The following is a 22,399-nucleotide window of genomic DNA, read 5'->3' on the forward strand; positions in this document are numbered from 1 at the left end:
CTGCCAAGTGTGTCACTCGGTGTCAATGTGTGCGTTTGATGTCATGAATGGCATGCGGATACGATGGCCGGGTGAGCTCCCCTTCCGACATCCCCATGGCCCAGCGCAAGCGGCAGCTGGTCGCGAACGAACTGACCGAGGCCGCCCTGCAGCTCCTGGCGCAGCGCGGGTTCGACGCGGTGACCGTCGACGAGATCGCGGCCGTCGCCGGGGTGTCGAAGCGGACTTTCTTCCGCTACTTCGCGTCCAAGGAGGACGTCGTCGTCCGGTTCCTGGCCGACATGGGCAACGGCATGCGTGCCGAACTGGCGGCGCGGCCGGCTGCCGAGCCGCCGTCCGTGGCGCTGCGGCACACGGTCGCGGTCCCGCTCGCCGCGTGCGGCGACCATGCGGAGCGGGCACTGCCCGTGGTCCGGCTGATCATGCGTACTCCGGCCCTGCGTGCCCGGTTCCTCGAACGCCAGGCGCAGTGGCGGGACGACCTGAGCGTCGAACTGGCGGCACGGCTCGGCCTTGAGGCGCGCGACGGTGCCGAGGCAGCCGCGCCGGCCGGGCTCTATCCGGGACTGGCCGCCGGGATGGCTCTGGTCGCGTTCGATGCGGTGCTGCAGCAGTGGTCCGACGGGGACGGCACCGCGGACCCGGCCGGTCTCACCGACAGCGCGTTCGCCGTGCTTGCCGCCAGCCTGGATGCGGTTCCGGAGCGAGTGGTCGTCCCGGGGGCGGCGGATCAGGGACGGGCGGCGAACCGGACGGCCTAGCAGGCGGGTTCGCCTACGGCGGTCGGGGCGCTCGGTGCTGCGGACGTGGTGGTTGCTGCGGTGGACGCGGTCGCGCCCGGGTCAGTCCCGGGTGCCGCGGGCAGCCTGGATGAAGGCGGTGATCAGGGCCGGGTCCTTGACGCCGCGGCTTTGCTCGACGCCGCTGGAGACGTCCACGCCCCACGGGCGGGCCGCTTCCACGGCCGCGCGTACGTTCGCCGGGGTCAGGCCCCCGGCCAGCAGCCACTTCTCGCCTTCGAGGGCCGGGACCGCGGACCAGTCCCAGGCCACACCCGCGCCCGGCACCGGGGCGTCCAGCAGCAGCATGTCCTCGCCCATGTCCCCGAAGCGCAGCCCGGGGTCGTCGTACGCGGCGGCCCGCAGCAGGGTCCAGCTGCCGCCGGCGAGCGCGTCGAAGTAGGCGCGGTCTTCGCTTCCGTGCAGCTGGATGGCCTGCACGCCGGAGTCCTGGGCCCACGCCCGGGTGTCCTCCAGGGCCTCGTTGCGGAACACGCCGACCGTCAGGACACCCTCAGGCACGCGCGCGCACAGCTTCGCGGCCGTCTCGACGTCGATCCGACGCGGGCTCTTCGAGAAGACGAAGCCGACGGCGTCGGCACCCGAGGCCACGGCCACGTCGACGTCGTGGCCGGTCTTGAGGCCGCAGATCTTCACGAAGAGCGAGTGGTCCATGCCTTCGACCCTATCCGCTCGGCTCGGAAAGGCTCCCGCCCCCGTTCTCGCTCGCGCCCCCGCCTCAGCCCACGCTCCCCTCGCGCTGGACCATGCTCGCGGCCTCTCCCGTGCTGCGCTGCCTTCCTCGCCACCACCCGACGGGGCTTGAGCGAGAGCAGGCTGGGGCGGGCGTGAGCGAGAGCGCGGGGCGGTGGGGTGGGGGAGGGCGTGGGCGAGAGCAGGGTGGGAGAGGGGTGGGGGAGGGCGGGGTGGGGGGAAGACGTGAGCGGAATGGGAGCGGAGCCGGGGAGGGCGTGAGCGGAGCGGGGGAGGGCGCGAGCGGAGACGAGACGTGAGCGGAGGCGAGACGTGAGCGGGGCGGGGCCGCGTCCTGCTGCTCGGCCCCGCCGTGGTGCGGCCGGGTGCCGGTCGGGTCAGACCTCGCGGTCGTCGTGGGTCACGATCTCCGTGGCCGGCTTGCCGCCCGCTTCGAGCCAGGCGCCGATGGCGGCGGGCGCGTCGCGGGCCGGGTTGTAGCAGTCCTCCTCGGAGGAGAAGAGGCCATCGCCCGCGTACACGAGGCGGGTCCAGTTCGCGAAGCCGAACTCCACGCCCGGCTCGGTCGGATGCGGCAGTACGTTGCGGACGCCGAGCACGATGGCGCCGTTCTCCTCGTCGTACGCGATCCAGTCCTGCGGGAAGCGCATCATCGGGAAGGGCGCCATGACCTGCCCGATCCATGCCCGGACCGCCTCGCGGCCGGTGAACACGCCGTACGCGTGCTCGGTGTAGACGACGTCTTCGGTGAACAGGTCGGCGAACGCGTTCCAGTCGCCCGACTCGACACACGTCGCGACGACGGAGTCGTAGTGCGCGAGCGCCTCTTGCAGTTCCTCGCGGGTGAAGCGGCCCATGCGTGATACCTCCGGGAGGGGAGGGTCCGGGTGCGACCCAAGGACGGATGCCCCCGGTGCTATCAGAGCGGCCTTGCGATATCCATGGCCGCCGGCCGGGGCGCGACGCCGCGGCGCGGTGCCGCGGCGGAGGGGGCGGCGAAGGGGTTGCGTGGATCGGACGTTGCCGCGGCACGGGAGTGCGCGATGGTCTTGGATATTCGGCAGGCCCGGCCGATCTCCGGCCGGACCGTTCGAGTCGCAAATCGGGGGCGTCATGGAGCCGTTGGGTCCGGGGGATCCGCAACACGTGGGAAAGTTCCGCCTGGTCGGGCTGCTGGGTGCCGGCGGGATGGGCCGGGTGTTCCTCGGCCGGGCACCGGACGGCGTCGCGGCAGCCGTCAAAGTGGTCCACCCGTATCTCCTCAACGGCGACGAGACCGAGTTCCGGCGCAGGTTCGTCCGCGAGGTGGGGGCGGCGCGGAGAGTCGGCAGCGGGTTCACCGCAGCAGTGCTGGATGCCGATCCGGATGCGGCGGTCCCTTGGCTGGCGACCGAGTTCGTTCCGGGGATCACCCTCGGCGATGCGGTGGCGCGCTTCGGGCCGCTGCCCGAGGAGTCGCTGACCGCCCTGGCGTCCGGTCTGTTCACCGCGTTGTCCGGAGTGCACGGCGCCGGCTTGGTGCATCGGGACATCAAGCCGTCCAACGTCATGCTCGACGTCGACGGCCCGAAGGTCATCGACTTCGGGATCGCGCGGGTCGCCGAGGCGACCGGGCTGACGCGGACCGGGCAGACCGTCGGGACGCTCGGCTTCATGTCGCCCGAGCAGTTCGAACGCTCCGACGTCGGGCCGGAGAGCGATGTCTTCTCGGTGGGCGCGGTTCTGGCCTATGCGGCCACCGGGCGGCCGCCGTTCCCCGGCGACACACTGCCGGTGCTGTTCGCCAACTTGACCACCCGCCCGCCCGACCTCGACGGCCTGCCGGCTGCTCTCGCACCCCTGGTCGAGGCGGCGCTCGCGAAGTCCCCGGCGGCGCGTCCGACCGCCGAGGCGGCCCGGGCGATGATCCCGGCGCCGCCGACGCACGTCCGGGCCGACCATGGCTGGCTGCCGCCCGCGGCCACCACCGCCATCCTGCGCGCGGCGTCCGCGGCACTGCGTACCCCGGGGCCGGCGACCTTCGCAGACGCGAAGACCACAGCGGACGTGAGGGCCCCTGCGGCCGAGAGCCGGAGGCCCGGCGGCGATGCCTCGCCTCGGGTGCATCCGGTGGCTCCACGTGCGTCGGTGATCTCGGAGGCGAGTCCGGCACCGGCTGCAGCGTCCCGGCGCGAGGCTTGGGAGCGCTTCGGCCTGCCTGCGCTGGTGTTCGCGCTCATTATGGTGTCGTCCGACTTCTGGGTGGCCGACACGGAGATGTGGGAGCACTGGGCCGCTGCCATCCTGATCGTCCGCTTCTGCATGGTGGGGCTTCTCGTCTGCACCATGACGGTGAATCCGGGCTCGTCAGGATTTCTGCGCGGCGTGGGCTACGTGTTCGCGGCGACCAATGCCGTCGGTTTCTACCTGGGGGTGATGTTCGGTGCCGGCCCGACGCTGGCCCACTCGATGCCGGTGTTCAATACCGCGATTGCGCTGAGCGTCGTCGCGTATGCCTACCGCGAGGTCCGAACCCGCCGCATGCGGTTGGCGGCAGCCTGAGGCCCGCCGCCGCGGGGCCGTCGCGGTGCCGCTTCCGGGAGTGTCCGTCGTGCCGCATAGGCTGATCGGGTCTTGCGCCGGGGGAGGCGTGCCACTGGTGTCTTTGCGGGGAGCGGCGTTCCAAGGTGAGCAGATTCGACAATTCGGTGGCGCTGCGCGCTGCTGTATATGCCGCGTACCGGCTGGCTCCTGCGCCGACGGCCGCCAAGCTCGCCGAGCGGCTCAAGCCCGAGACGCTCAAGGCGCTTCAGGCGCACTACGTGGCACCGCCGCGGCAGGTCGCCGAGGCCGTTCTGGCGTCGGGGGACCGTGACCTGCTGGTCGCGTACGCCCGCAACGAGCACATGGGCGAGGACACAGCGTTGGCGCTTGCCAGGCAAGGCGACCCGGTCGTAGGCCATGCGCTGGCGACGTCCGGAAACCGGAGTGAGCGCGTACGCGACGCCGTGTGGGAGGCCGCGGACGCGGCGGATCCGCGGTGGCGCACGGCGCTCATCGAGCCGTTGCTGAGCGACCGGACGCCGTGGCGGCTGCGCGGTGCGTTGGACTCGCGGTTCCCGGAGCTGGTGCGGCATGCGGTGGCCGAGCTCGGCCGTTCGCTGCCGCCCGGCGTCGTCATGGACTGCGTGCTGCGGAACCTCGCGGATACCGAACCCGGCGGGGTACGTACCGAACTGCTCCTGTTCGCCGAGGTCTTCGAGGGCGAGGAGGACGGCCTCGGCCACCCCGGCATGGGCGCGGCGTTCCGTGCGGCGGCCGACTCCGCCGATCCGCCGACCGCACTGCGGGCCGCCCGGGTGCGGTTCAGCGGCGATCCCGAGCCGCGTCCCGAGCACGATGCCTGGCTGACCGCGCTGCGGTACGGAGGGCCGGACGACACGCCGCCGGGCGGCGTCGACTGGGCGGCGGTGCACCGTGAGGAGGTCCGCCAGCCGTTCAGCCAGCGGACCCGGATCCGGCTGACGCGGCATCAGGGCTGCCCGCCGGAGCTGCTGTTCGACGCGGTGCGGGCGGGATTGGGCTCGTACCACGCGGACGGCTTCGGGCCGCTGCCGCTTGCCGCGGCTCTGCCGCCCGAGGCGCCGGACGGGATGCAGCTGGTCGAACTGCTGACCCGCGGGCTGCGCGCCGGCTGGTTCGGGATCGACGACGTGCTGGCCCGGGTCGGTCCGGCAAGTGCGGTGCTGGAGGCGCTGCACCGCATGTCGCCCCGGCGTGCGGACGGCGCCGGCGTGGCAGACGGTGGCGTCGGAGTGGATGACACCCCCGACGTCGTCGACGATGAGGACGCGGACGACCCCGCGTACAACGGCTCCGCCCGCTACCGCGGCCACCTGCCCGCGGCGCTCGCCCAGGCCGTCGTGCAGCTCATTGCGCCGCTGGGCGACGACCCCGAGACGTGGATCGCGCTGTACAAGACGCTTGCCCGATTCCCGGGTAGCTGCCAGGAGTTGGTTGCCGCGGCAGTCGAGCAGGTGGCCGTCGCACGCGAACGGGGCACCCCGGTGGTGTGGACGCGCGGGCTGGAGCCGCGCTTCCCGGCCGAGGCCCCCGAAGGCTCTCGCAAGCAGCTGTATGCGCTCCTCGCCGCGGCGCCGGACCACGTGCAGCGTGCGGTGATCCCGGCCTTGGACGCACGTGCCGTCCAGCACCTCACGATCTACTACCCGCTGTCCGCGGCGGTCCGCACGCACATCTACGCGGTGTGCGGCATGCCGGCCGCGGTGGCGAACGCCGCACACTGGGAGATGCCGCAGGACGTCATCGACGGCCTACTGGATCTCGACGATCCGGAAGTCAACGCTGCCCTCTACGACTTCGGGGCGATATCCCAGGACGAACGGGTGCGCATCTGCGCCGGTCGGCCGCGCCGCGGCGGGGACCGGGTCGTACCGGTCAGCCCCGCGCTCGGCGAGCTGTTCGCCCGTACCAGCCCGGCCAGCCGTCGCAACTGGCTGCTCGCCGCGCTCGATTCGGGCGATCCGCTGCTCGTCCGGGCGATGCTCGGGCGGACGCGCCTGCAGACCGACCCGGGGCGGCTGCGCGTCGCCATCGGCCTGTGGGAGCGCCACGGGCCCGACGCGGTCGCGGCGTTGCTGGACGAGACGGAGTTTCCCGGGCGGCGGCCGAGCACCAAGCATCCGTTCCCGCCCGCGATGCACAACCAACTGCGGGCTGCGATCGGTGCCGACACCCCGGAGGAGGGCCTGCGTGCGCTCCAGGAGGCACTTGCTGCGGCCCGCAGTGCGGACAGCGTCGCGCAGTTCCTGCTGCGGCGCACCGGAAAGGCCGACGAGCGGCTTGAGCATTTCGAGGCCGAGTACGGCATCCCGCTGCCGTGGGCGCATCTGACCGCGCTGGCCGAGGAACAGGCCTTTGCGGACGGGCCGTCGGCGGCTCTGGCGAGCCACCGGGACTGCCCGCGGCAGCTCTTGGTCGCGTACCTGGCTGCCGTGCCGCTGGCGATGCGGGTGCACGACCGGGACTGGCTGGACACGGCACTGGCCGATGGCCGCCTCTTGCCCGGTGACTTGCTGGCTCTGGCTTCGCCTGCGGGTGTTGTCGTGGAGTGCCTGACGCAGATGTCCGAAAATGGTTGGGCCGGTCGGTCCGGTTCGGCTCGTTCGGTCGGCCCGGTCGGCCCGGTCGGCCTGGACGGTGCGGACGATCCGGATGCCCCGGTGTCGCCGCGCGCCGCGGCCCTGAGTCTCATGGCCGCCGCCGGATTCGACCCGGCCGACCCCGAGCACTGGGCGGTCGGAGTCCGCCTGATCGGCGACTTCGCCGGCACGATCCCGGAACTCCTGGCCACCGCGGCGGCCATCGCCGACTGAGGAGGAGGCAGGGCGCCGCCCATTTGTACTCGCCGGCTGGTCGATCTTGATTGCATGATGATCGAATGACCGACGATGCTCTCCGCACGCCGCCGTGGTTCGCGCCCTCCGACGCCCGTGCGTGGCGGTGCGACCCGGCGCCGGGCGAGGTCCGGGACTTTCACGCCTCGCTGCCCGGGTACGTGCCCACGCCGCTGACCGAAATCCCTGCGCTGGCCGCCGAGTTGAAGGTCGGTCGAGTGTTCGCCAAGGACGAGTCGCAGCGGCTGGGGCTGCCCGCGTTCAAGGCACTGGGGGCATCCTGGGCCGCGCATCGCATCCTGGCCGAGCGGGCGGCGAAGGACCCGACGGCCGGTCCGGTCACGCTCGTCACCGCCACCGACGGCAACCACGGACGCGCCGTCGCCCGCACCGCACGCCTGCTCGGGCAGCGGGCCCACGTGTTCGTCCCGCACGGCGTCCACCCCGAGGCCGTCGCGGCGATCGCCGCCGAGCGGGCCGAGGTCACCGAGGTCGCCGGGCCGTACGACGACGCGGTGCGCGCCGCCGCCGAGGCTGCGGAAGCCGCGGACACCGTCCTGATCCAGGACACCGCGTGGCCGGGGTACGAGGAGATCCCGGGGTGGATCGTCGAGGGCTACTCGACGCTGTGCGCCGAGATCGACGAGCAACTGGCGGCCGCGGGTGCAGGCGGCGGACCGGATATCGTCTGCGTGCCGGCCGGGGTGGGGTCGCTGGCGCAGGCCGTGGTCACGCACTACCGCAGCCGTCCGCCGGGGCGCGCCGCGGCGCTTCTGTGCGTCGAGCCGGAGGCCGCCGCGTGCGTCCTGGAGAGCCTCCGGCGCGGCGAACTCACCAGTGTCGACACCGGTGAGACCACGATGGCCGGGCTGAACTGCGGCACTCCGTCCAGCATCGCCTGGCCGTTCCTGCGGAACGGGCTGGACGGCGCGGTCGCAGTGTCCGATGCGGCCGGTGCCCGCGCGGCCGCGGACCTAGCCGCCGCCGGGGTCTCGTCCGGCCCGTGCGGCGCGGCGGCCCTCGCCGGACTGCGGGCCGCGCTGACCGGGGCCGACGCCGACGCACATCGCGCGGCGTTGGGACTCGACGCGACGTCGGTGGTCGTACTGCTCAGCACCGAGGGCACCGCGGCCAACCCGCAATAGCCGTACGACCGAGCCCCGGATACCCACCTTTTAGTGGGTACTTGTCGCCGGCCTCGCGCTCGACGAGGGTTGTCGTCAGGACGCCGAGCGGGACTCGGCGAGGAAGTCCAGACGCCGGTGGCCCCATTCGGACAGCGGGGCCAGCGCGTCGGCGAGATCCCGGCCGAACGGGGTCAGGGAGTACTCGGTCCGCAGGCGCACGTCCTCGTGGACCCGGCGGTGCACGATGCCGTCGTCCTCCATCTCGCGCAGGGCTTGCGTCAGGACCTTCTCGGTGAGACCCGGGAGGCTCCGGCGCAGCTCGCCCGGGCGGCGCGGCCCCTGCTCCAGGTGCCACAGCAGCACGGTCTTCCACTTGCCGTCGATGACGGCGATGGCGGCGGTCACCCCGCACACTTCGGTGTCCTGGGCTCGACTGCGCGTCATGGGCGTCCTTTTGTCATCAATTGATCGGCTATGTGTACGGGAGTTCGGCATGAGCGGCATCGACAGCGGCATCGGCGTTGCGGGCAAGGCGGACAGCAGGACTGCAGTGACGGTCATCGGCCTGGGGCCGATGGGGCGGGCGTTGGCCGGGGCGTTCCTCGACGCCGGCGTGCGGACCACGGTGTGGAACCGGACGCCGGGACGAGACCTCTCCCTGCTGGAACGCGGCGCACTGCGCGCGGATTCCGCGGCCGAGGCGGCCGCGGCCAGTCCGCTGACCGTCGTGTGCGTGGTCAACTACGACGCGTCGGACGCCGTCCTCCGGAACGACGCGGTGGCCGCCGCGCTCAAGGGCCGCACGCTGGTCAACCTGACCGCCGACACCCCCGCGCGCTCGCGGGACACCGGCGCGTGGGCCGAGGCGCACGGGATCCGGTACCTGGACGGCGCGATCATGACCCCGACCACGACCATCGGCACGCCGCACGCGGTCCTCCTGCACAGCGGCCCCGAGGCCGTCTACCGCGAAAACGCCCCGGTGCTCGACGCATTGGGCGGTACGCACACGTTCCTCGGCGAGGACATCGGCCGGGCCGCCGCGTACGACATCGCCCTGCTCGACATCTTCTGGACCGCGATGGCCGGCTACGCGCACGCCCTGGCGGTCGCCAAGGCCGAGGGCATCACCGCCGGCGAACTGGCGCCTTTCGCCCAGGGGATCGGGGCGATCCTGCCGCCGATCTTCGCGGAGACCGCGGAGAGCGTGGACGCGGGGACGTTCACCGGCGAGGACAACCCGCTCACGTCGGCCGCGTCCTCGATGGCCCACATCGTGCACGCCTCCGAGGAACACGGCATCGACGCCGCGGTGATGCGCGCCGCGGAGGGCTGGGCCCGCCGCACGATCGGGCTGGGACACGGCGAGGACGGCTTCACCCGGATCGCCGAGGTGCTCGGGCGGCGCTGACCCAGGCCGCGGTCGTCAGGCCGCGACGCGGTACCGCAGCAGCCACTTCAACCGCGGCACGCCGAACGCCGCGTGCAGCACATTGACCGCGGCGAACACACCGGCCGCCACGTACGCCCCTTGCGAGGCAAGCGCGACGACCGCACCGCCGAACACCGCATACTCCACGGCCAACCGCACCGCCCCCGATACCGGAACCGGCGCCTTCCCACTCCGACTCGGATCCCCGGGCACCGCGAATGTCCCCCACAGCACCATCGCCGCCAACGGCAGCACGGTAGCCAGCAGAACCCCGCCCACCCCACCGCCACCCATCTGCCATCCCGCCCACCCGAGCGCCGCGAACGACCCGAGTTCGAGCACCAGCCGAACCCCGAGATTCCATCCCGGCATCGCCGCTTCATGGCTGCTCACGTGCGCAACTCTCTTTCGTTCCGGCGGGGTCGGGTCACTCGTAGGCGGTGGCGGCATCGAGCGCCCGGGCCAGGAACGTCCAGTCCCCGCCGGGCGGAAGCTCCTTGCCGGTGTTCCGGTACCAGCCCTCGGAATCCTGGATCCAGGCGGCGAGCGCCTGGAGGAAGCGCTCCAGCGTGTCGTTTTCCCAGTGTTGGCCGCGCCGGAGGTAGTCCTGATGCAGGGCCCGGACGAACGCAGCCAGTTTCGCACGGTCGTGGATCTCGGTGTCCGGATCGAGTGTCATGGGCGCAACCGTAGCGCCACCAAGATCACGGCGTCGGGGCGCCCGTCCTTCCGAGGGCGGGCGCGTGGAAAAAGGTGTGGGGGGGGGGGGGGGGGGGGGGGGGGGGCCGCCCCCCCCGCCGGGGGGGGGCGCGTGCAAAATGGGGGGGGGCGCCCGGGCGGTGGCGGGCCCCCCCCACACCAATTTCGTTGTGCGTCAGCCGAGTTCGTTGCCCAGGATGGAGATGAAGGAGACCATCTCGCCCGGGTAGCCGCCCAGGTTGTGGGTCAGGGCGAGCTTGCGGTCGGTCTCGGGGATGCGGCGGTCGGCGGGGGCTTCGCCGCGGAGTTGGAGCCAGGCCTCGAACATCATGCGGAGGCCGGAGGCGCCGACCGGGTGGCCGAAGGACTTGAGGCCGCCGTCCGGGTTGACCGGGAGGCGTCCGTCGAGGTTGAAGGCCCCGGCGAGGACCTCCTTCCAAGCGGTGCCGCGGTCGGCGAACTGGAGGTCCTCCATGAGGACCAGCTCGGTCGGGGTGAAGCAGTCGTGCACCTCGGCCATGGCGATCTCGTTGCGCGGGTCGGTGACGCCCGCCTGGGCGTACGCGTCCTTGGCGCAGGCGGCGATCTCCCAGAAGGTCGTGTAGTCGTACTCCGGGTCGATGACCCCGGAGCCGTTGCCCGCGACCATCGACAGGGCCTTGATGAAGAGCGGCTTGTCGGTGTACTTGTACGCGTCCTCGGCCCGCACGACGATCGCGGCGGCGGCGCCGTCGGCGACGCCTGCGCAGTCGAACACGCCGAGCTGGCCCGCGAGTTTCGGCATCGCCGAGATCTTCTCGGGGGCGATCTCCTTGCGGAACTGCGCGCGGGGGTTGCGGGCGCCGTTGTAGTGGTTCTTCGAGGCGATGTGCGAGAGCACGGCGCGCATTTCCTCTTCGGAGACGCCGTACTTGTGGCCGTACGCCGGGGCCACCATCGAGAACATCGCCGCGGCGGTGAGGGTGCGCGCGGTGCCGTCGCCGGGGACCGGGAAGGCGTTGAGGCCCTGGAAGCCGCCGTCCTTGACCTTCTCGACGCCGACCGCCATCGCGACGTCGTAGGCGCCGGAGGCGACCGCGTACGCCGCCTGGCGCAGCGCCTCGGAGCCGGTCGCGCACATGTTCTCGACGCGCGTGACGGGCTTGTTCTGGAGCTGCAGCGGCTTGGACAGGACCATGCCGCTCATGCCGGTCTGCGCGGTGCCCAGCCAGAAGGCGTCGACGTCGTCCTTGGCGATGCCGGCCGACGCGAAGGTCTCCTGCGCGGCGTCGATCAGCAGGTCGTCGGTGCCCTTCTCCCAGGCCTCGACGAAGGGCGTGCAGCCCATGCCGACGATCGCGACGCGGTCCTTGATGCCGTGGGATCCCATGCTCAGGCCTCCTGCGCCGACTCGGAGGAAGCGGTCCGCACGGGGCGGGCCTTCCAGAAGTAGTTGTGGATGCCGTCGGCGGTGCCGATGCGGCGGAAGGTCAGCTCGACGCGGTCGCCGATCTTGACCTGGTCGGCGTCCATGTCGGTCAGCTCGATGGGGAGCCGGCCGCCGCCGTCGAAGTCCACGACGGCGAACACGACCGGGGGAGACGGCGAGTAGGCCATGCGGTCGATGGTGAAGGTCTTCACCGTGCCGACCGACTCGGCCATCGGGATCGGCTCCATGTCGTCCACCGTGCCACCGCGCATCGACACGCGGGCGGGCGGCAGGTGCACCGCGCCGGAGGAGCGGTCCTGGGTGCCGACGAAGCCGAACTTCCAGTCCGTGGACCGCACCGCGGCCGTGGACGAGGTACGGGCCGGCTCCGGGCGGCGCGGCGGCTCGACCTGCAGTGTGCCGCGCCAGGCCAGGAACTTGCCGTACGCGATCGGCGCACCGCCCGCGGCCTGCTCGGCGACCGTGCGCGACGGGGTGTACGAGCCGAGTGCCTCGGTGGTGCGGAACAGGAACACCTCGGCGCCGTCGGACAGGACGACCACGGCGACGACCTTGCCGGCCGCGGCTTCGCTGCCCGCGAGGGCGTCGAGGACCGAGGCCAGCAGGACGCCCGCGTGCGCCGCGCCGGTGGTGCCCACGGTCGCGGCGAGGTCGTCCGCGAGCACCCCCTCGCGCACGCCGAGCTTGCGGCCCAGGCCCGCGACCGCGCGGGCGTGCAGGCCGGTGACCACGGCGTGGTCGACCTGGTCGGCGGTCAGGCCGGTGGACTTGAGGGCGTCGGTCCAGGCCTGGCGTCCGGCGGCGAGGTACTGGTTCTCGCCGAACTTCTCCTCCCACAGCTTCGAGCGGGTGTCGCCCGGAGTGCGCCACCGGTCCACGAACTCCGCGGTGGCCGACGCGCCGCCGAGGTACTCGGCGAGCACCGGGCCGTCCGTGTCCGAGCCGACGAGCAGGGCGGACGCGCCGTCGCCGCCGGCCGACTCGTCGCCGCTGCCGGGCAGGCCGCCGCGGATGTCGGAACCGACCACGAGTGCGGACGAGCCGCCCTCGAGGGCCAGGCGCAGCAGGCCGGCCGCGGAGCGCACCGAACCGGTCGCGTCGATCGCGGGCACGCCGCCGTCCAGCCGCAGCGCGGCGTGGATCGCGGTCGCGTTGGTGCGGTCCGCGTACGCGGGCGCCACCGTCGCGAACAGCAGCGCACGCGGCGCGGCACCGGGCGTCGCACGCAGCGCGTTGCGCGCCGCCTCGACGCCGAGGGTGGTGGTGTCCTCGTCGAACGACGCGACGGTGCGGGTGCCCCGCCCGCCGCCGGTGCCCGCGACCGGGGCGATGCCCTTGCGGTCGAGGCGGCGGTACGGCAGGTACGCGCCGTAGCCCAGGATGCCGCGCACGGCTCCTCCGTTGCTCGGTGTGGTCATCGTGGTTGGTACCGTCACTTCCTGTTTCGTCGGCGCTCGGCGGCCGAGTCGTCGCAAGCCGGCAGTTCGGGCGGTTCTTCAGGCGGTGCTGCGGGTGATGCCGGGGGTGGTGCTTCGGGGCGCCGCGGTGCCACGCGCGGCGCCCGGGGTCAGCCGGTCGCGCCGGACTCGACGATGCGGGTGATCTCCTCGTCCGACAGCCCCAGTTCGTCCCGCAGGATTTCCGCGGTGTGCTCGCCCAGCCACGGCACCCGGGTCTCGGGGCCCTCGGCCATCTTGGAGAGCTTCACCGGGTTTCCGGGGGACAGGACCGGGTCCGGCACGCCGTCGGTGCGGTCCATCGAGACGACCATGTTGCGGTTCTTGACGTGCTCGTCCTCGATGACGTCGCCGGGGTTGTAGACCGGGCCGGACGCCACGCCCACCGCGCTGAGCGCGGCGCACGCCTCCAGGCGCGTCTTGTCCGCGGCCCAGGCCTCGATGCCGGGGCGGATGATGTCCTCGACGTGGTTGAACCAGTCCTGCGGGCCGGTCAGGCGCGGGTCCCCGACCCACTCCGGGTGGCCGATCAGCTCGGCGAGGCCCTTGAACATGTGCGGGCGGCCGCACTGGATGATCAGGTAGCCGTCGAAGGCCTTGAAGGAGTGGTTGATCAGCGGCGCGAGGCCGGGGTCCTTCAGGCCCATCGACCAGTAGCTGATGCCCGCGTCGTTGAGCGCGACCATCGCGTCGTACATCGAGATGTCGACGTACTGGCCCTCGCCGGTGGCGTCGCGGTGCCGCAGTGCGGCCAGCACGCCGATGATCGCGAACAGCGCCGAGCCGGTGTCGCCGAGCGCGCCGAGCGGCGAGACGACCGGGGCCACGCCCGGGGTGCGCTTGAACTCGTACAGGCCGGCCATGCCCTCGGCGACCGGGGCGTACGCGGGCCAGCCGGCGTACGGGGTCTCGGTGGTGTTGCCGAAGCCGGAGACCGAGAGGTAGACCGCGCGCGGGTTGATCTTCGCGACGTCCTCGTAGCCCAAGCCCAGGCGCCCGGCGACGCCCGCCTTGAAGTTCTCGCAGACGATGTCGGCCTTGGCGGCCAGCTTGCGGACGATCTCCAGGCCCTCGGGGTTCTTGAGGTCCACGGTGATGCTGCGCTTGCCCATGTTGTTGCGCAGGAACGTGACGCCGACCTTGCGGCCCTCGGGGTCGTTCATCGACGGCAGCGAGCCGCGCCCCGAATCACCGAGACCGGGCGACTCGACCTTGATCACCTCGGCGCCGAGCCGGGCGAGCATCTGGGTCGCGTACGGCAGTGCCTGCATCTGCTCGATGGCGAGCACCCGGATCCCGTCCAGGGGCTTGCCGAACCGCTGCAGGTCGGCGCCTGCGACCTCTCCGACGCGCATTGTTTCTCCGTCCATGGTGGTGCCCGTTCCGCCCGGGTGCCCGTCCGACCGGGCACTTCCGATCTGCTCGAAGCTCCTGGCCAGAGGTTTCCACCCTGCCTTGCCACCATAGCTGACGGAGAGTCAGATAAGCAGAGGGCGGCAGCGTGACGGACGGCACCCGGAGGGGCGGGTGGGGATGGGCCGATGGGGAAAGGGCAGGTGGGCGAGGGCGGGCGAGGGCGGCCCCGGTGGGGAGCGGGCCGGCGGCTCCGCCGCGCGATCAGCTCAGCAGTTCGCGGGTGAGCGGCGCGGCGAACTTGATCCGGAGCCGCCGGTCCGCCAGCCAGGCTTCCAGCCGCGCCGCCTCCGCCGCGACCGCGGCCTCGGCCCCGGCGCCGCGGTCCGCGAGCATCCGCCAGACCACCTCGCCGCTGTCGCGCTGCGCCCAGGTGCCGACGATCTCGCCGTCCCACCACACGGTCGGACCGCCGTTACCCGCGGTGTCGAACAGCAGTGGACGCAGCTCCGGGGCCATGTACCAGTCGCGGTGCTTCCAGCCCATCGTGGCCGGGTCGAGGCTGGGGAGCAGGGCGGCCCACGGCTCGACGTCCCCGGTCTCGGCTTCGTCGCCGGGCAGCACCCAGCCCGGGCCCTCGTCCAGCTCGACCGCGACCGCGCCCACCTCGGCGAGCGCCTTCCGCGCGGCGCCGAGTGTCCAGCCCGTCCACCACTTCACGTCCTCGGTCGCCGCCGGGCCGTAGCAGGCCAGCCAGCGCCGCACGATCTCCGCCTGCGCCGCGGCCGGATCGGCGTCCCGCAGCGGCGGAGCGATCTCGTACGTGAACTGCCCCGACGTCCAGCCGCCCACCGGCCGGGCGCGGCGCACCCGCCCGTCCATCGCCAGCAGCCGCAGCACGTGCCCGCCCACCCGGCTGACCGCCTCGTACGGCTTGCCCGGCGACATGGTGACGGTCTCCTGCAGCACGGGGACCTCGGCGGTGATCTCGCTCGCCGCCGCGGTGCCGAGCCGGGCGAGCACCTTGAGCGCGGCATCCTCCGCCTCGGCCAGCCACGCCTCGTCCCGATGCGGCCCGGTCGCGGCCAGCAGCTTCAGCACCGAGGCCCGCTCCCGGGCGGACACCACCCGCGTCGTGGAGGCCTGCAGGTCGGCGGCCAACTCGTCGGGCACCACGAACAACGTGCGCCGCATGCAGTGCATCCGCAGCAGCGAGCGCTGCTCGTACAACGCAGCGTCCAAGGCCGCCACGACCCCGTCCGGCTCCGCCGAACGGGCCCACGCCGACAGCACGACACTCGCCGGATCCGTGGCATGCAACCCCACCAACCGCGAAGCGATCTCCGTGACATCGCCGACCCGCGCCGACGGCGCCAACATGTGCCGAACCCCGACCCGCCTGCGCCGCTCCGCCGCACTGATCCGCATCTGCGCAGCGTAGTTGCTGCCCAGGGCACGCCCGGCCGGATCGGGCGTCAGCGGGCCACGGCGTCGTCGGCGTCGAGGAGTTGGAGGAGGGCGAGTTCGTCGCGGCGGGGGAGGCCTTCCCAGTCGCCCTGGACGGTCACCGCGAAGGCGCCTGCCGCGGCGGCGGTGGCGAGGCGGGTGTGGACATCGGCGCCGGCGAGGTATTCGGCCAGGTAGCCGGCTGCGAAGGCGTCGCCCGCGCCGACCGGGTCGACGGCGTCCACGTGGTGGACGGGGGCGTCGTACGGGATGCCGTCCACGATGGCGATCGCGCCGCGGGCGCCGCGCTTGAGGAGGATCTGGGCCGGGGCGCCGGGCAGGGCGGCGAGGGCGCGGGCCAGGTCGAGGGGGGATGCGACGCGGGGGTCGTCGAGGATCAGGCGCGCCTCGGCCTCGGTCGCGAAGAGGATGTCGCAGCGGGTGAAGAGGTCGCGCAGGACGGGGGCGGCCTCGGCGGGGGACCACAGGGCCTGGCGGTAGTTGACGTCCAGCGAGACCGGGGTGGCGGGGCCGGCCAGGGAGATCGCGGCGTCCACGGCTTTGCGGGCCGATGCGGACAGGGCCGGGGTGATGCCGGTGATGTGCAGCAGGCGGGCGCCGCGCAGGAGGTCGGAGGGGACGTCGTCCGGGCAGAGCCGCGAACCGGCGCTGCCTGCGCGGTAGTAGTTGACCTCGGTGGACGCGCTGGTACGCCGGGCCTTGACCATCAGGCCGGTGGGGGCCCCGGTGTCGGTCACCGCGGAGACGTCGATGCCCTCGCCCGCCAGGGTGTTGCGGACCAGGCGGCCGAACTCGTCGTCGCCCACCCGGCCCAGCCAGCCGACCCGGAGGCCCAGCCGGGTCAGGCCGACCGCGACGTTGGACTCCGCGCCGCCGATCGCCACGTCCAGGCTGCGCGCGTGTCTGAGCGGGCCGATGCTCGGCGCGCTCAGCAGGACCATCGTCTCGCCGAGCGTCACCACGTCCGGCGCGCCGCGGTGGCTGTCCATTACGTCCCCGTCTCTCGAAACCGCTGTGCGAAGCACGTGTGCAAGTACCAGTTGCCAGTTGCCAGTTGCCAGTTGCCAGTTGTCGGAAGGAGTCAGAAGTAGGTGCGGAGGACGTCGACGACGCGGTGGTCGTCGTCGACCACCGGGACGACCCGCCACTTGTCGAAGGCCGTGCACGGGTGCGAGATGCCCAGCCGGACGAGTTCGCCCGGGACGAGCGCGGTGTCGCCGGTCTCGACGTACGCGTGCTGGTCGTCCAGCTTCGCCACCTTCGCGCCGCCCGCCGGACGCAGGACGCCGTCCGTGCCGCGCACCTGCAGCGGCGTCGGGAGGTCGAGGTCGAACGGCACGTCGCGGCGGCCCGCGCCGAGCACCGCCAGGCCGGGCTCGGGGGCGGAAAGCACCTGCGCCCACACTTCGAGCGCGCCCGCGAGGCTGCCCTCGTCGGGGTGCCGCACGAACGGCGTCATGCGGCTGTAGAAGCCGTCGTCGTGCGAGACGTACGCGCCGCTGCGCAGCACCACCGTGCGGTCGCCGGCCACCGGGCCCAGTACGTCGACGACGGTGTCGAACCACGCACTGCCGCCGGCCGACACGATCGGCGGCCCGGAGATCAGGTCCGCGACGCGGTCGCCCGCCTCCAAGAGGGAGCCGAGCCACTCGGTGATCGCATCGGCGTCGGGCAGGCCGCCCTCGTACCCGGAGACACCGGCCAGGGACAGACCGGCCTTGGGCAGCTCGGGGGCGAGGGCGAGGGCCTCGTCGACGCTGCGGAAGCCGGTGCGGCCGCCGGGGCGGCCGAGCTCCAGAAGGACATTGAGGCGTCCGCCGGGGACCGCGTCCACGGCCCGGGCCGCAGCCGCGACACCTTCCGGAGAGTCGACGTAGAAGTAGAACTCCCAGCCGTCCCGGGTCTGTTCGGCGGCCCATCGCAGGGCACGCCCGTCCAGCAGCTCGTTGGCCAGCACCACGCGGGGCACGCCGAAGCGGTGCGCGGCCAGGGCCTGGTTCGCGGTGGCGACCGTGATGCCCCACGCGCCCGCGGCCAACTGCGCCGCGAACAGCTTCGGGGACATCGACGTCTTGCCGTGCGGCGCGAACAGCACGCCGTGCCGCTCGGTGTACCCGGCCATCGTCGCGATGTTCGCGTCCAGCGCGGACTGCCGCGCCACCATCACCGGGTACGTGAACGGCCCGTCGAACAAGCAGGGGCCGCCCGCCACGAGGTCCGCCTCGGACAGCGGGCCGTCGGGCAGCCACAGGCCCTTGTCGTAGCCGTCGTAGTACTCCTGGATCTCGTACAGGCCGGCCGCCGCGGGGACGTTGTCAAAGGTCATCGGGTCGCTCCCAGGATCTTCGAGACGCGCTGCGCGGCGGCGGCGACGGACGGGCCCAGCTCGCGTACCCGGGCCGCGGTCACCCGCGAGGTCAGGCCGGACACGGACAGCGCGCCCGTGACGGCATTGTCGTGGTCGAAGATCGGCGCGGCCACGCAGCGCACCTCCGGTTCGTTCTCGCGGTCGTCGACGGAGTACCCCCGCGCCCGGATGCGAGCCAACTCGGCACGCAGCGACTCGGGTTCGGTCAGCGTACGGGCCGTGATGGGCGGCAGCCCGGCGGCCACCACGAGCCCGACCACGTCCTCGGGCAGCCAGGCCAGCATCGCCTTCCCGACCGCCGTGCAGTACATCGGCGCGCGCGAGCCGATCCGCGAGGCCATCCGCACCTGTGTCTCGTTCTCGACCTTGTCGATGTAGACGACGTGCGGCGCGTCCGGCACGCACAGGTGGACGGTGCCGCCCCACTCGCGCATCAGGCGGTGCGCCTCGTCGGACGCCACCGTGCGCAGGTCGAGGCTGGCCAGGTACGCCTGGCCCAGCGCGAGCGCCCCCGGGCCGAGCCGGAAGTGCCCGGACTCGCGGTCGCGGGCCAGCAGCTGGGTGTCCAGGAGCGGGGTGGCCAGGCGCAGCACGGTGCTCTTGGAGAGGCCGAGCGCGTCCGCGATCTGGGTGAGCGTGAGGCCGTACGGCCCGGCCGCGTGGTCGCGCACGTACTCCAGGACCAGCAGTGCGCGCCGCAGCGACGCGGACTGGTTGCGGTCGGAGCCGGCCGCGGTCGCGGCGCTCGCCCCTGCGGCCCCGGCCGACGCTCCGCCGAAGGTCCCTGCGGCCCCGCTCGTGGTGCCGGCGCCGGCACCTGGATGCCCGTTGCTCATCGGCCCGCCTCCAGGAGCGTCCGCGGCCGCAGCGGCCTCCCGGGCGTCTGCCCGGTCAGCTCGCCGCCGGCCAGCACCGGTACGCCCGACACCAGCACGTCGCCGATGCCGTCCGCGACCTGCCGGGCCGCGCCGTAGTCGGCCCGGTCCGCGACCGCATGCGGGTCGATCACCGCCAGGTCGGCGGCCATCCCGGCGCGGATCAGCCCCCGGTCGGCCAGCCCGAACCGGCGCGCCGGATGCGCGGCCAGGTGCACCGCGGCCTGCTCCCACGTCCAGTCGCCGAGCTCGACCACGTGCCGGGCCAGCAGCCGCGCGAACGCACCCCAGCCGCGCGGGTGCGGGCTGCCGCCGATGTAGATGCCGTCCGAACCGCCGATGTGCGCGGGGTGCCGCAGCAGCGCCCGCACCGACTCGTCCGAGTTCGTCGGCGGCTGGTCGAAGACCGCGCCGGCCTGCAGGTTCGTGGCGATCAGCAGCTCCGCGCAGAACGCCGCCGGGCTCGCACCCGCGGTCTTGGCGGCGTCCACCAGGCGCATCCCCTCGGCCCAGCCGAAGTCCGCGGACGGCACGTGCGCCAGGGTGATGCGCGGCCACAGCTCCGGATCGGTCTCCGCGGCCAGCCGGGCCCGCACCTTCGCATCGGTCAGCGCGTCCCGCGTGCGGTCCAGGTCCGGGTCGTCCAGGTCGCGCGGCAGCGCCACCATCGCCAGGATGCTGCAGCCGCGCAGGTAGGGGTACGCGTCGAAGGTCAGGTCGACGCCCGAGGCGCGGGCGTCGTCGACCATGCCGATCAGCTCGGCGGCCGGCCCGTGGTAGTGCGAGACGTGCGTGGCGACGCCGGATGCCCGGGCCACCGCAAGGAGTTCGGTCATCGCGCCGCCCGCGGCCGCCTCGTACCCGCGCATGTGCGAGACGTGCGGCAGGCCGCGGCGGGCGGCGGCCTTGGTGAGGGCGGCGAGCTCCGCGGTGTCCGCGTACCGGCCCGGGATGTACTCCAGGCCGGTCGAGATCCCGCAGGCCCCCTCGTCCAGGGCCTGCTCGACCATGCGCGTCATCTCGGCGAGGTCGGCGGGGTCCGCGGCGCGCGCGGTCGGGCCCATCACGCTGTGCCGCACCGTCCCGTGCGGGACCAGGTACGCGGTGTTGAGCGCGGTCGTCCCGGTGTAGGTGGCCAGCAGCTCGGCGACCGTGACCGGGCCGTCGCCCAGCCCCGGGTGGGTGCCGTTGATCGCCGCGAAGTAGCGGGTGCTGAAGGTGAGCGCCGCGGCGGTGGCGGGGGCGTACGACAGGCCGTCCTGGCCGAGCACGAAGGTGGTCACGCCCTGGCGCAGAGCGGCCAGCTGGACCGCGGGGTCCAGGACCAGCGCGTCGCCGTGCACATGCGCGTCCACGAAGCCGGGGGAGACGTAGCGGCCGGTCGCGTCGATCTCGCGCGCGGCGCTTGCGCCGGCCAGCGCGCCGACCGCGGCGATCCGGCCGTGGTCGACCGCGACGTCGGCACGGAACGCGGGCGCACCGGTGCCGTCGAGCACCCAGCCGCCGCGCAGCAGCACGTCGTACACGCACATCCTCCGAGGTCTCCGAGAAGTTTCCGAGGGACAGCCGAGAAAGGCCCGAGTGACGGCCCGTGCGACGGCCCGTGATGGCCCGTGTGATGGCCGAGTTGCCGCCGAGTCATCGCCGAGCCGACCGACTGGTCTGGACCATGGTGCCGCACCGGGGCGATGACCAGGGACGTTACGGCCAAGAAAGTGCCCGGTGCCAGTTTCGCAGCATCGTGTTTTGCATTGCACAACGTTCCCCGAACGGTCTTGTCGCCGCTTTCGGACCTTCCATAACGTCCCGCAGCACCCGGCACCGGACTGCCCCCGGCTTCAGCCCGGCTTCAGCCCCGGCCACACGGCCACAGGAGGAACCCTCGTGAAGATCCGCAGACTGACCGTCCTCGCCCTCTCGGGCGCGGTACTGGCCGCCGCCTCGGCGTGCGCGCCCGGCACGGCGTCGAAGTCCGAGTCCAAGGACACGCAGACCGGCACGGTCAAGGTCTGGCTGTACGACGAAGCCAACCGCGCGCCCAAGGAGAAGGTCGTCGCGGACGCCATCGCCGAGTTCACCGCGAACAAGCCGAAGGTCAAGGTCGAGGTCTCCTACATCCCCACCGACGCGGGACCGCGCGCGGAGAAGATGAAGGGCGCCTTCAACGACCCGAACAGCGCCCCCGACGTCGTCGAATTCGGCAACACCGACCTCTTCGGCTACGTCGCGGCCGGCGGCCTGGCGGACATCACCAAGGACCTCGAGGGCTGGACGGAAGCCGGGGGCATCCCGAAGGACCTCAAGGACACCACCATGGTCAAGGGCGCCCAGTACGGCGTGCCGTGGTGGATCGGCCTGCGCTCGCTCTACTACCGCACCGACGTCTTCACCGAGCTGGGCCTCAAGGCGCCGACCACCTACGACGAGCTGGTCGCGGCCGCCAAGCAGGTCCGGGCCGCCAAGCCCGACATGTTCGGCATCGCGGTCGGCGGCAAGTACACCTTCGGTGCGCTGCCCTTCGTGTGGTCCGCGGGCGGCGACCTGGCCACCGAGCAGAACGGCGCCTACCAGGCCGCCATCGACTCGCCGCAGTCGCAGGCCGGCGTCAAGGCGTACACCGACCTGTTCACCAAGGAGATATGCCCGGCCGAGCAGTGCGCGGACCTGACCGGCGGCAAGACCGTCGAGGCGTTCGCGGCCGGCAAGGCCGGCATGGCGATCCTGCCGAACTCCTCGCGCAGCGCGGTCGAGGCGGGCGCCGCCAAGGGCAAGTACGCGGTCGTCCCGCTGCCCGGCAAGACCGCCGGCTCGATCGCCCCGGCCTTCTCCGGCGGCAACGACCTCGGCGTCATGAAGTCCTCGCAGCACCGCACGCTCGCCGTCGAGTTCATGACCCTGCTGGCGAGCAGCAAGTACCAGGTCGCCATGTTCGACGCGATGGGCAACCTGCCGACGCACGCCGCCGCGCGCGAGCAGGTCGTCGCCAAGGACCCGTTCCTCAAGCCGTTCATGGACACCCTGAACGCGGGCACCAAGTTCGTCCCCAAGGACGCCGCCTGGGCCAAGATCGACGCGCAGACCGTGGTCCCGACCATGCTGCAGAAGGTCATCACCGGCAAGGCCGACGTGGCCGGCGCCACCAAGGACGCGGCGTCCGCGATGAACGACGCCTTCGGCGGGAAGTAGCGGACCGCACTGTGCCCGCCACCACCTCGAGCCCCGCGCGGGCGGACCGGGACGACACCCCCGACCCCCCCCGCGGCGCGGCCGCCACCCCCCCCCCCACCGGGCCCCCCCCCCCCC

General features: G+C 72.9%; 20 protein-coding genes. 7 read left to right on the forward strand and 13 right to left on the reverse strand.

The window, feature by feature from the left end:
- The first annotated feature begins 47 nt into the window (after positions 1–47).
- Complete coding sequence (locus tag LZ495_RS17220) at positions 48–761, forward strand: TetR family transcriptional regulator (protein ID WP_268822949.1); 714 nt, start codon at positions 48–50, stop codon at positions 759–761.
- 81 nt (positions 762–842) lie between these two features.
- Here LZ495_RS17220 and LZ495_RS17225 read toward each other — a convergent pair whose 3' ends face one another.
- On the reverse strand, positions 843–1,454 hold the full coding sequence (locus LZ495_RS17225; RefSeq protein ID WP_235053119.1) for a phosphoribosylanthranilate isomerase: 612 nt from the start codon (positions 1,452–1,454) through the stop codon (positions 843–845).
- 416 nt (positions 1,455–1,870) lie between these two features.
- A complete protein-coding gene (locus LZ495_RS17230; RefSeq protein ID WP_235053120.1) occupies positions 1,871–2,350 on the reverse strand; it encodes a nuclear transport factor 2 family protein in 480 nt (159 codons plus the stop codon).
- 289 nt (positions 2,351–2,639) lie between these two features.
- Here LZ495_RS17230 and LZ495_RS17235 point away from each other — a divergent pair, with 289 nt between their 5' ends.
- The 3 genes from LZ495_RS17235 to LZ495_RS17245 all read left to right on the forward strand — a co-directional run bounded on the left by LZ495_RS17235 (position 2,640) and on the right by LZ495_RS17245 (position 8,034).
- Positions 2,640–4,034, forward strand: a complete 1,395-nt coding sequence (locus tag LZ495_RS17235; protein ID WP_235053121.1) for a serine/threonine-protein kinase — start codon at positions 2,640–2,642, stop codon at positions 4,032–4,034.
- A gap of 125 nt (positions 4,035–4,159) precedes the next feature.
- Positions 4,160–6,868, forward strand: coding sequence for a hypothetical protein (locus LZ495_RS17240; protein ID WP_235053122.1), 2,709 nt, complete (start codon positions 4,160–4,162; stop codon positions 6,866–6,868).
- Positions 6,869–6,933: 65 nt separating this feature from the next.
- A complete protein-coding gene (locus LZ495_RS17245) occupies positions 6,934–8,034 on the forward strand; it encodes a diaminopropionate ammonia-lyase (protein WP_235053123.1) in 1,101 nt (366 codons plus the stop codon).
- A gap of 75 nt (positions 8,035–8,109) precedes the next feature.
- Here LZ495_RS17245 and LZ495_RS17250 read toward each other — a convergent pair whose 3' ends face one another.
- Positions 8,110–8,460, reverse strand: coding sequence for a winged helix-turn-helix transcriptional regulator (locus tag LZ495_RS17250; protein WP_235053124.1), 351 nt, complete (start codon positions 8,458–8,460; stop codon positions 8,110–8,112).
- Positions 8,461–8,509: 49 nt separating this feature from the next.
- Here LZ495_RS17250 and LZ495_RS17255 point away from each other — a divergent pair, with 49 nt between their 5' ends.
- Positions 8,510–9,427, forward strand: a complete 918-nt coding sequence (locus LZ495_RS17255) for an NAD(P)-dependent oxidoreductase (protein WP_235053125.1) — start codon at positions 8,510–8,512, stop codon at positions 9,425–9,427.
- A gap of 15 nt (positions 9,428–9,442) precedes the next feature.
- On the opposite strand, the gene LZ495_RS17260 is transcribed toward LZ495_RS17255, so the two are convergent.
- The 6 genes from LZ495_RS17260 to LZ495_RS17285 form a co-directional block, all read right to left on the reverse strand.
- Positions 9,443–9,841 (reverse strand): YrdB family protein, encoded by a 399-nt coding sequence (locus LZ495_RS17260; protein ID WP_235053126.1) that lies wholly within the window; start codon positions 9,839–9,841, stop codon positions 9,443–9,445.
- 34 nt (positions 9,842–9,875) lie between these two features.
- Positions 9,876–10,127 carry a DUF7660 family protein gene (locus LZ495_RS17265; RefSeq protein ID WP_235053127.1) on the reverse strand — a complete coding sequence of 84 codons (252 nt, stop codon included), beginning with the start codon at positions 10,125–10,127 and terminating at the stop codon, positions 9,876–9,878.
- Positions 10,128–10,322: 195 nt separating this feature from the next.
- Positions 10,323–11,516 carry an acetyl-CoA acetyltransferase gene (locus LZ495_RS17270; protein ID WP_235053128.1) on the reverse strand — a complete coding sequence of 398 codons (1,194 nt, stop codon included), beginning with the start codon at positions 11,514–11,516 and terminating at the stop codon, positions 10,323–10,325.
- A 2-nt stretch (positions 11,517–11,518) separates the two neighbouring features.
- Positions 11,519–12,994 carry an OB-fold domain-containing protein gene (locus LZ495_RS17275; protein WP_235053129.1) on the reverse strand — a complete coding sequence of 492 codons (1,476 nt, stop codon included), beginning with the start codon at positions 12,992–12,994 and terminating at the stop codon, positions 11,519–11,521.
- A gap of 149 nt (positions 12,995–13,143) precedes the next feature.
- The gene (locus LZ495_RS17280; protein ID WP_235053130.1) at positions 13,144–14,388 is read right to left on the reverse strand and encodes a CaiB/BaiF CoA transferase family protein; all 1,245 of its coding nucleotides are present in this window, start codon (positions 14,386–14,388) and stop codon (positions 13,144–13,146) included.
- Positions 14,389–14,650: 262 nt separating this feature from the next.
- Positions 14,651–15,679, reverse strand: coding sequence for a winged helix DNA-binding domain-containing protein (locus LZ495_RS17285; RefSeq protein WP_308268319.1), 1,029 nt, complete (start codon positions 15,677–15,679; stop codon positions 14,651–14,653).
- On the opposite strand from LZ495_RS17285, the gene LZ495_RS44885 reads away from it, so the two are divergent.
- On the forward strand, positions 15,579–15,827 hold the full coding sequence (locus LZ495_RS44885) for a hypothetical protein (RefSeq protein WP_308268327.1): 249 nt from the start codon (positions 15,579–15,581) through the stop codon (positions 15,825–15,827). The two genes, LZ495_RS17285 and LZ495_RS44885, sit on opposite strands and share 101 nt — an antisense overlap.
- Before the next feature lie 34 nt (positions 15,828–15,861).
- Here LZ495_RS44885 and LZ495_RS17290 read toward each other — a convergent pair whose 3' ends face one another.
- The 4 genes from LZ495_RS17290 to LZ495_RS17305 form a co-directional block, all read right to left on the reverse strand.
- Positions 15,862–16,842, reverse strand: coding sequence for a sugar kinase (locus LZ495_RS17290; RefSeq protein WP_235053132.1), 981 nt, complete (start codon positions 16,840–16,842; stop codon positions 15,862–15,864).
- 92 nt (positions 16,843–16,934) lie between these two features.
- A complete protein-coding gene (locus LZ495_RS17295; protein WP_235053133.1) occupies positions 16,935–18,179 on the reverse strand; it encodes an alanine racemase in 1,245 nt (414 codons plus the stop codon).
- Positions 18,176–19,057 (reverse strand): IclR family transcriptional regulator, encoded by an 882-nt coding sequence (locus LZ495_RS17300; protein ID WP_235053134.1) that lies wholly within the window; start codon positions 19,055–19,057, stop codon positions 18,176–18,178. Before LZ495_RS17300 ends, LZ495_RS17295 begins: the two co-directional genes overlap by 4 nt.
- Entirely contained in the window at positions 19,054–20,622 is a 1,569-nt protein-coding gene (locus tag LZ495_RS17305; protein WP_235053135.1) for an N-acyl-D-amino-acid deacylase family protein, read from the reverse strand. The genes LZ495_RS17300 and LZ495_RS17305 overlap by 4 nt, the downstream gene beginning before the upstream one ends.
- 358 nt (positions 20,623–20,980) lie before the next feature.
- Between LZ495_RS17305 and LZ495_RS17310 the strand changes: the two genes are divergently transcribed.
- The gene (locus LZ495_RS17310) at positions 20,981–22,282 is read left to right on the forward strand and encodes an extracellular solute-binding protein (RefSeq protein ID WP_235053136.1); all 1,302 of its coding nucleotides are present in this window, start codon (positions 20,981–20,983) and stop codon (positions 22,280–22,282) included.
- The last annotated feature ends 117 nt before the right edge of the window (positions 22,283–22,399 follow it).

This window comes from Yinghuangia soli (genome assembly GCF_021502675.1).
Lineage (GTDB): Bacteria > Actinomycetota > Actinomycetes > Streptomycetales > Streptomycetaceae > Yinghuangia > Yinghuangia soli.

Coding starts and splice junctions, on each gene's coding strand:
- LZ495_RS17220 (WP_268822949.1), top strand. CDS start 48: ATGGCATGCGGATACGATGGCCGGGTGAGCTCCCCTTCCGACATCCCC.
- LZ495_RS17225 (WP_235053119.1), bottom strand. CDS start 1,454: ATGGACCACTCGCTCTTCGTGAAGATCTGCGGCCTCAAGACCGGCCAC.
- LZ495_RS17230 (WP_235053120.1), bottom strand. CDS start 2,350: ATGGGCCGCTTCACCCGCGAGGAACTGCAAGAGGCGCTCGCGCACTAC.
- LZ495_RS17245 (WP_235053123.1), top strand. CDS start 6,934: ATGACCGACGATGCTCTCCGCACGCCGCCGTGGTTCGCGCCCTCCGAC.
- LZ495_RS17250 (WP_235053124.1), bottom strand. CDS start 8,460: ATGACGCGCAGTCGAGCCCAGGACACCGAAGTGTGCGGGGTGACCGCC.
- LZ495_RS17255 (WP_235053125.1), top strand. CDS start 8,510: ATGAGCGGCATCGACAGCGGCATCGGCGTTGCGGGCAAGGCGGACAGC.
- LZ495_RS17265 (WP_235053127.1), bottom strand. CDS start 10,127: ATGACACTCGATCCGGACACCGAGATCCACGACCGTGCGAAACTGGCT.
- LZ495_RS17270 (WP_235053128.1), bottom strand. CDS start 11,516: ATGGGATCCCACGGCATCAAGGACCGCGTCGCGATCGTCGGCATGGGC.
- LZ495_RS17275 (WP_235053129.1), bottom strand. CDS start 12,994: ATGACCACACCGAGCAACGGAGGAGCCGTGCGCGGCATCCTGGGCTAC.
- LZ495_RS17280 (WP_235053130.1), bottom strand. CDS start 14,388: ATGCGCGTCGGAGAGGTCGCAGGCGCCGACCTGCAGCGGTTCGGCAAG.
- LZ495_RS44885 (WP_308268327.1), top strand. CDS start 15,579: ATGCAGTGCATCCGCAGCAGCGAGCGCTGCTCGTACAACGCAGCGTCC.
- LZ495_RS17290 (WP_235053132.1), bottom strand. CDS start 16,842: ATGGACAGCCACCGCGGCGCGCCGGACGTGGTGACGCTCGGCGAGACG.
- LZ495_RS17295 (WP_235053133.1), bottom strand. CDS start 18,179: ATGACCTTTGACAACGTCCCCGCGGCGGCCGGCCTGTACGAGATCCAG.
- LZ495_RS17300 (WP_235053134.1), bottom strand. CDS start 19,057: ATGAGCAACGGGCATCCAGGTGCCGGCGCCGGCACCACGAGCGGGGCC.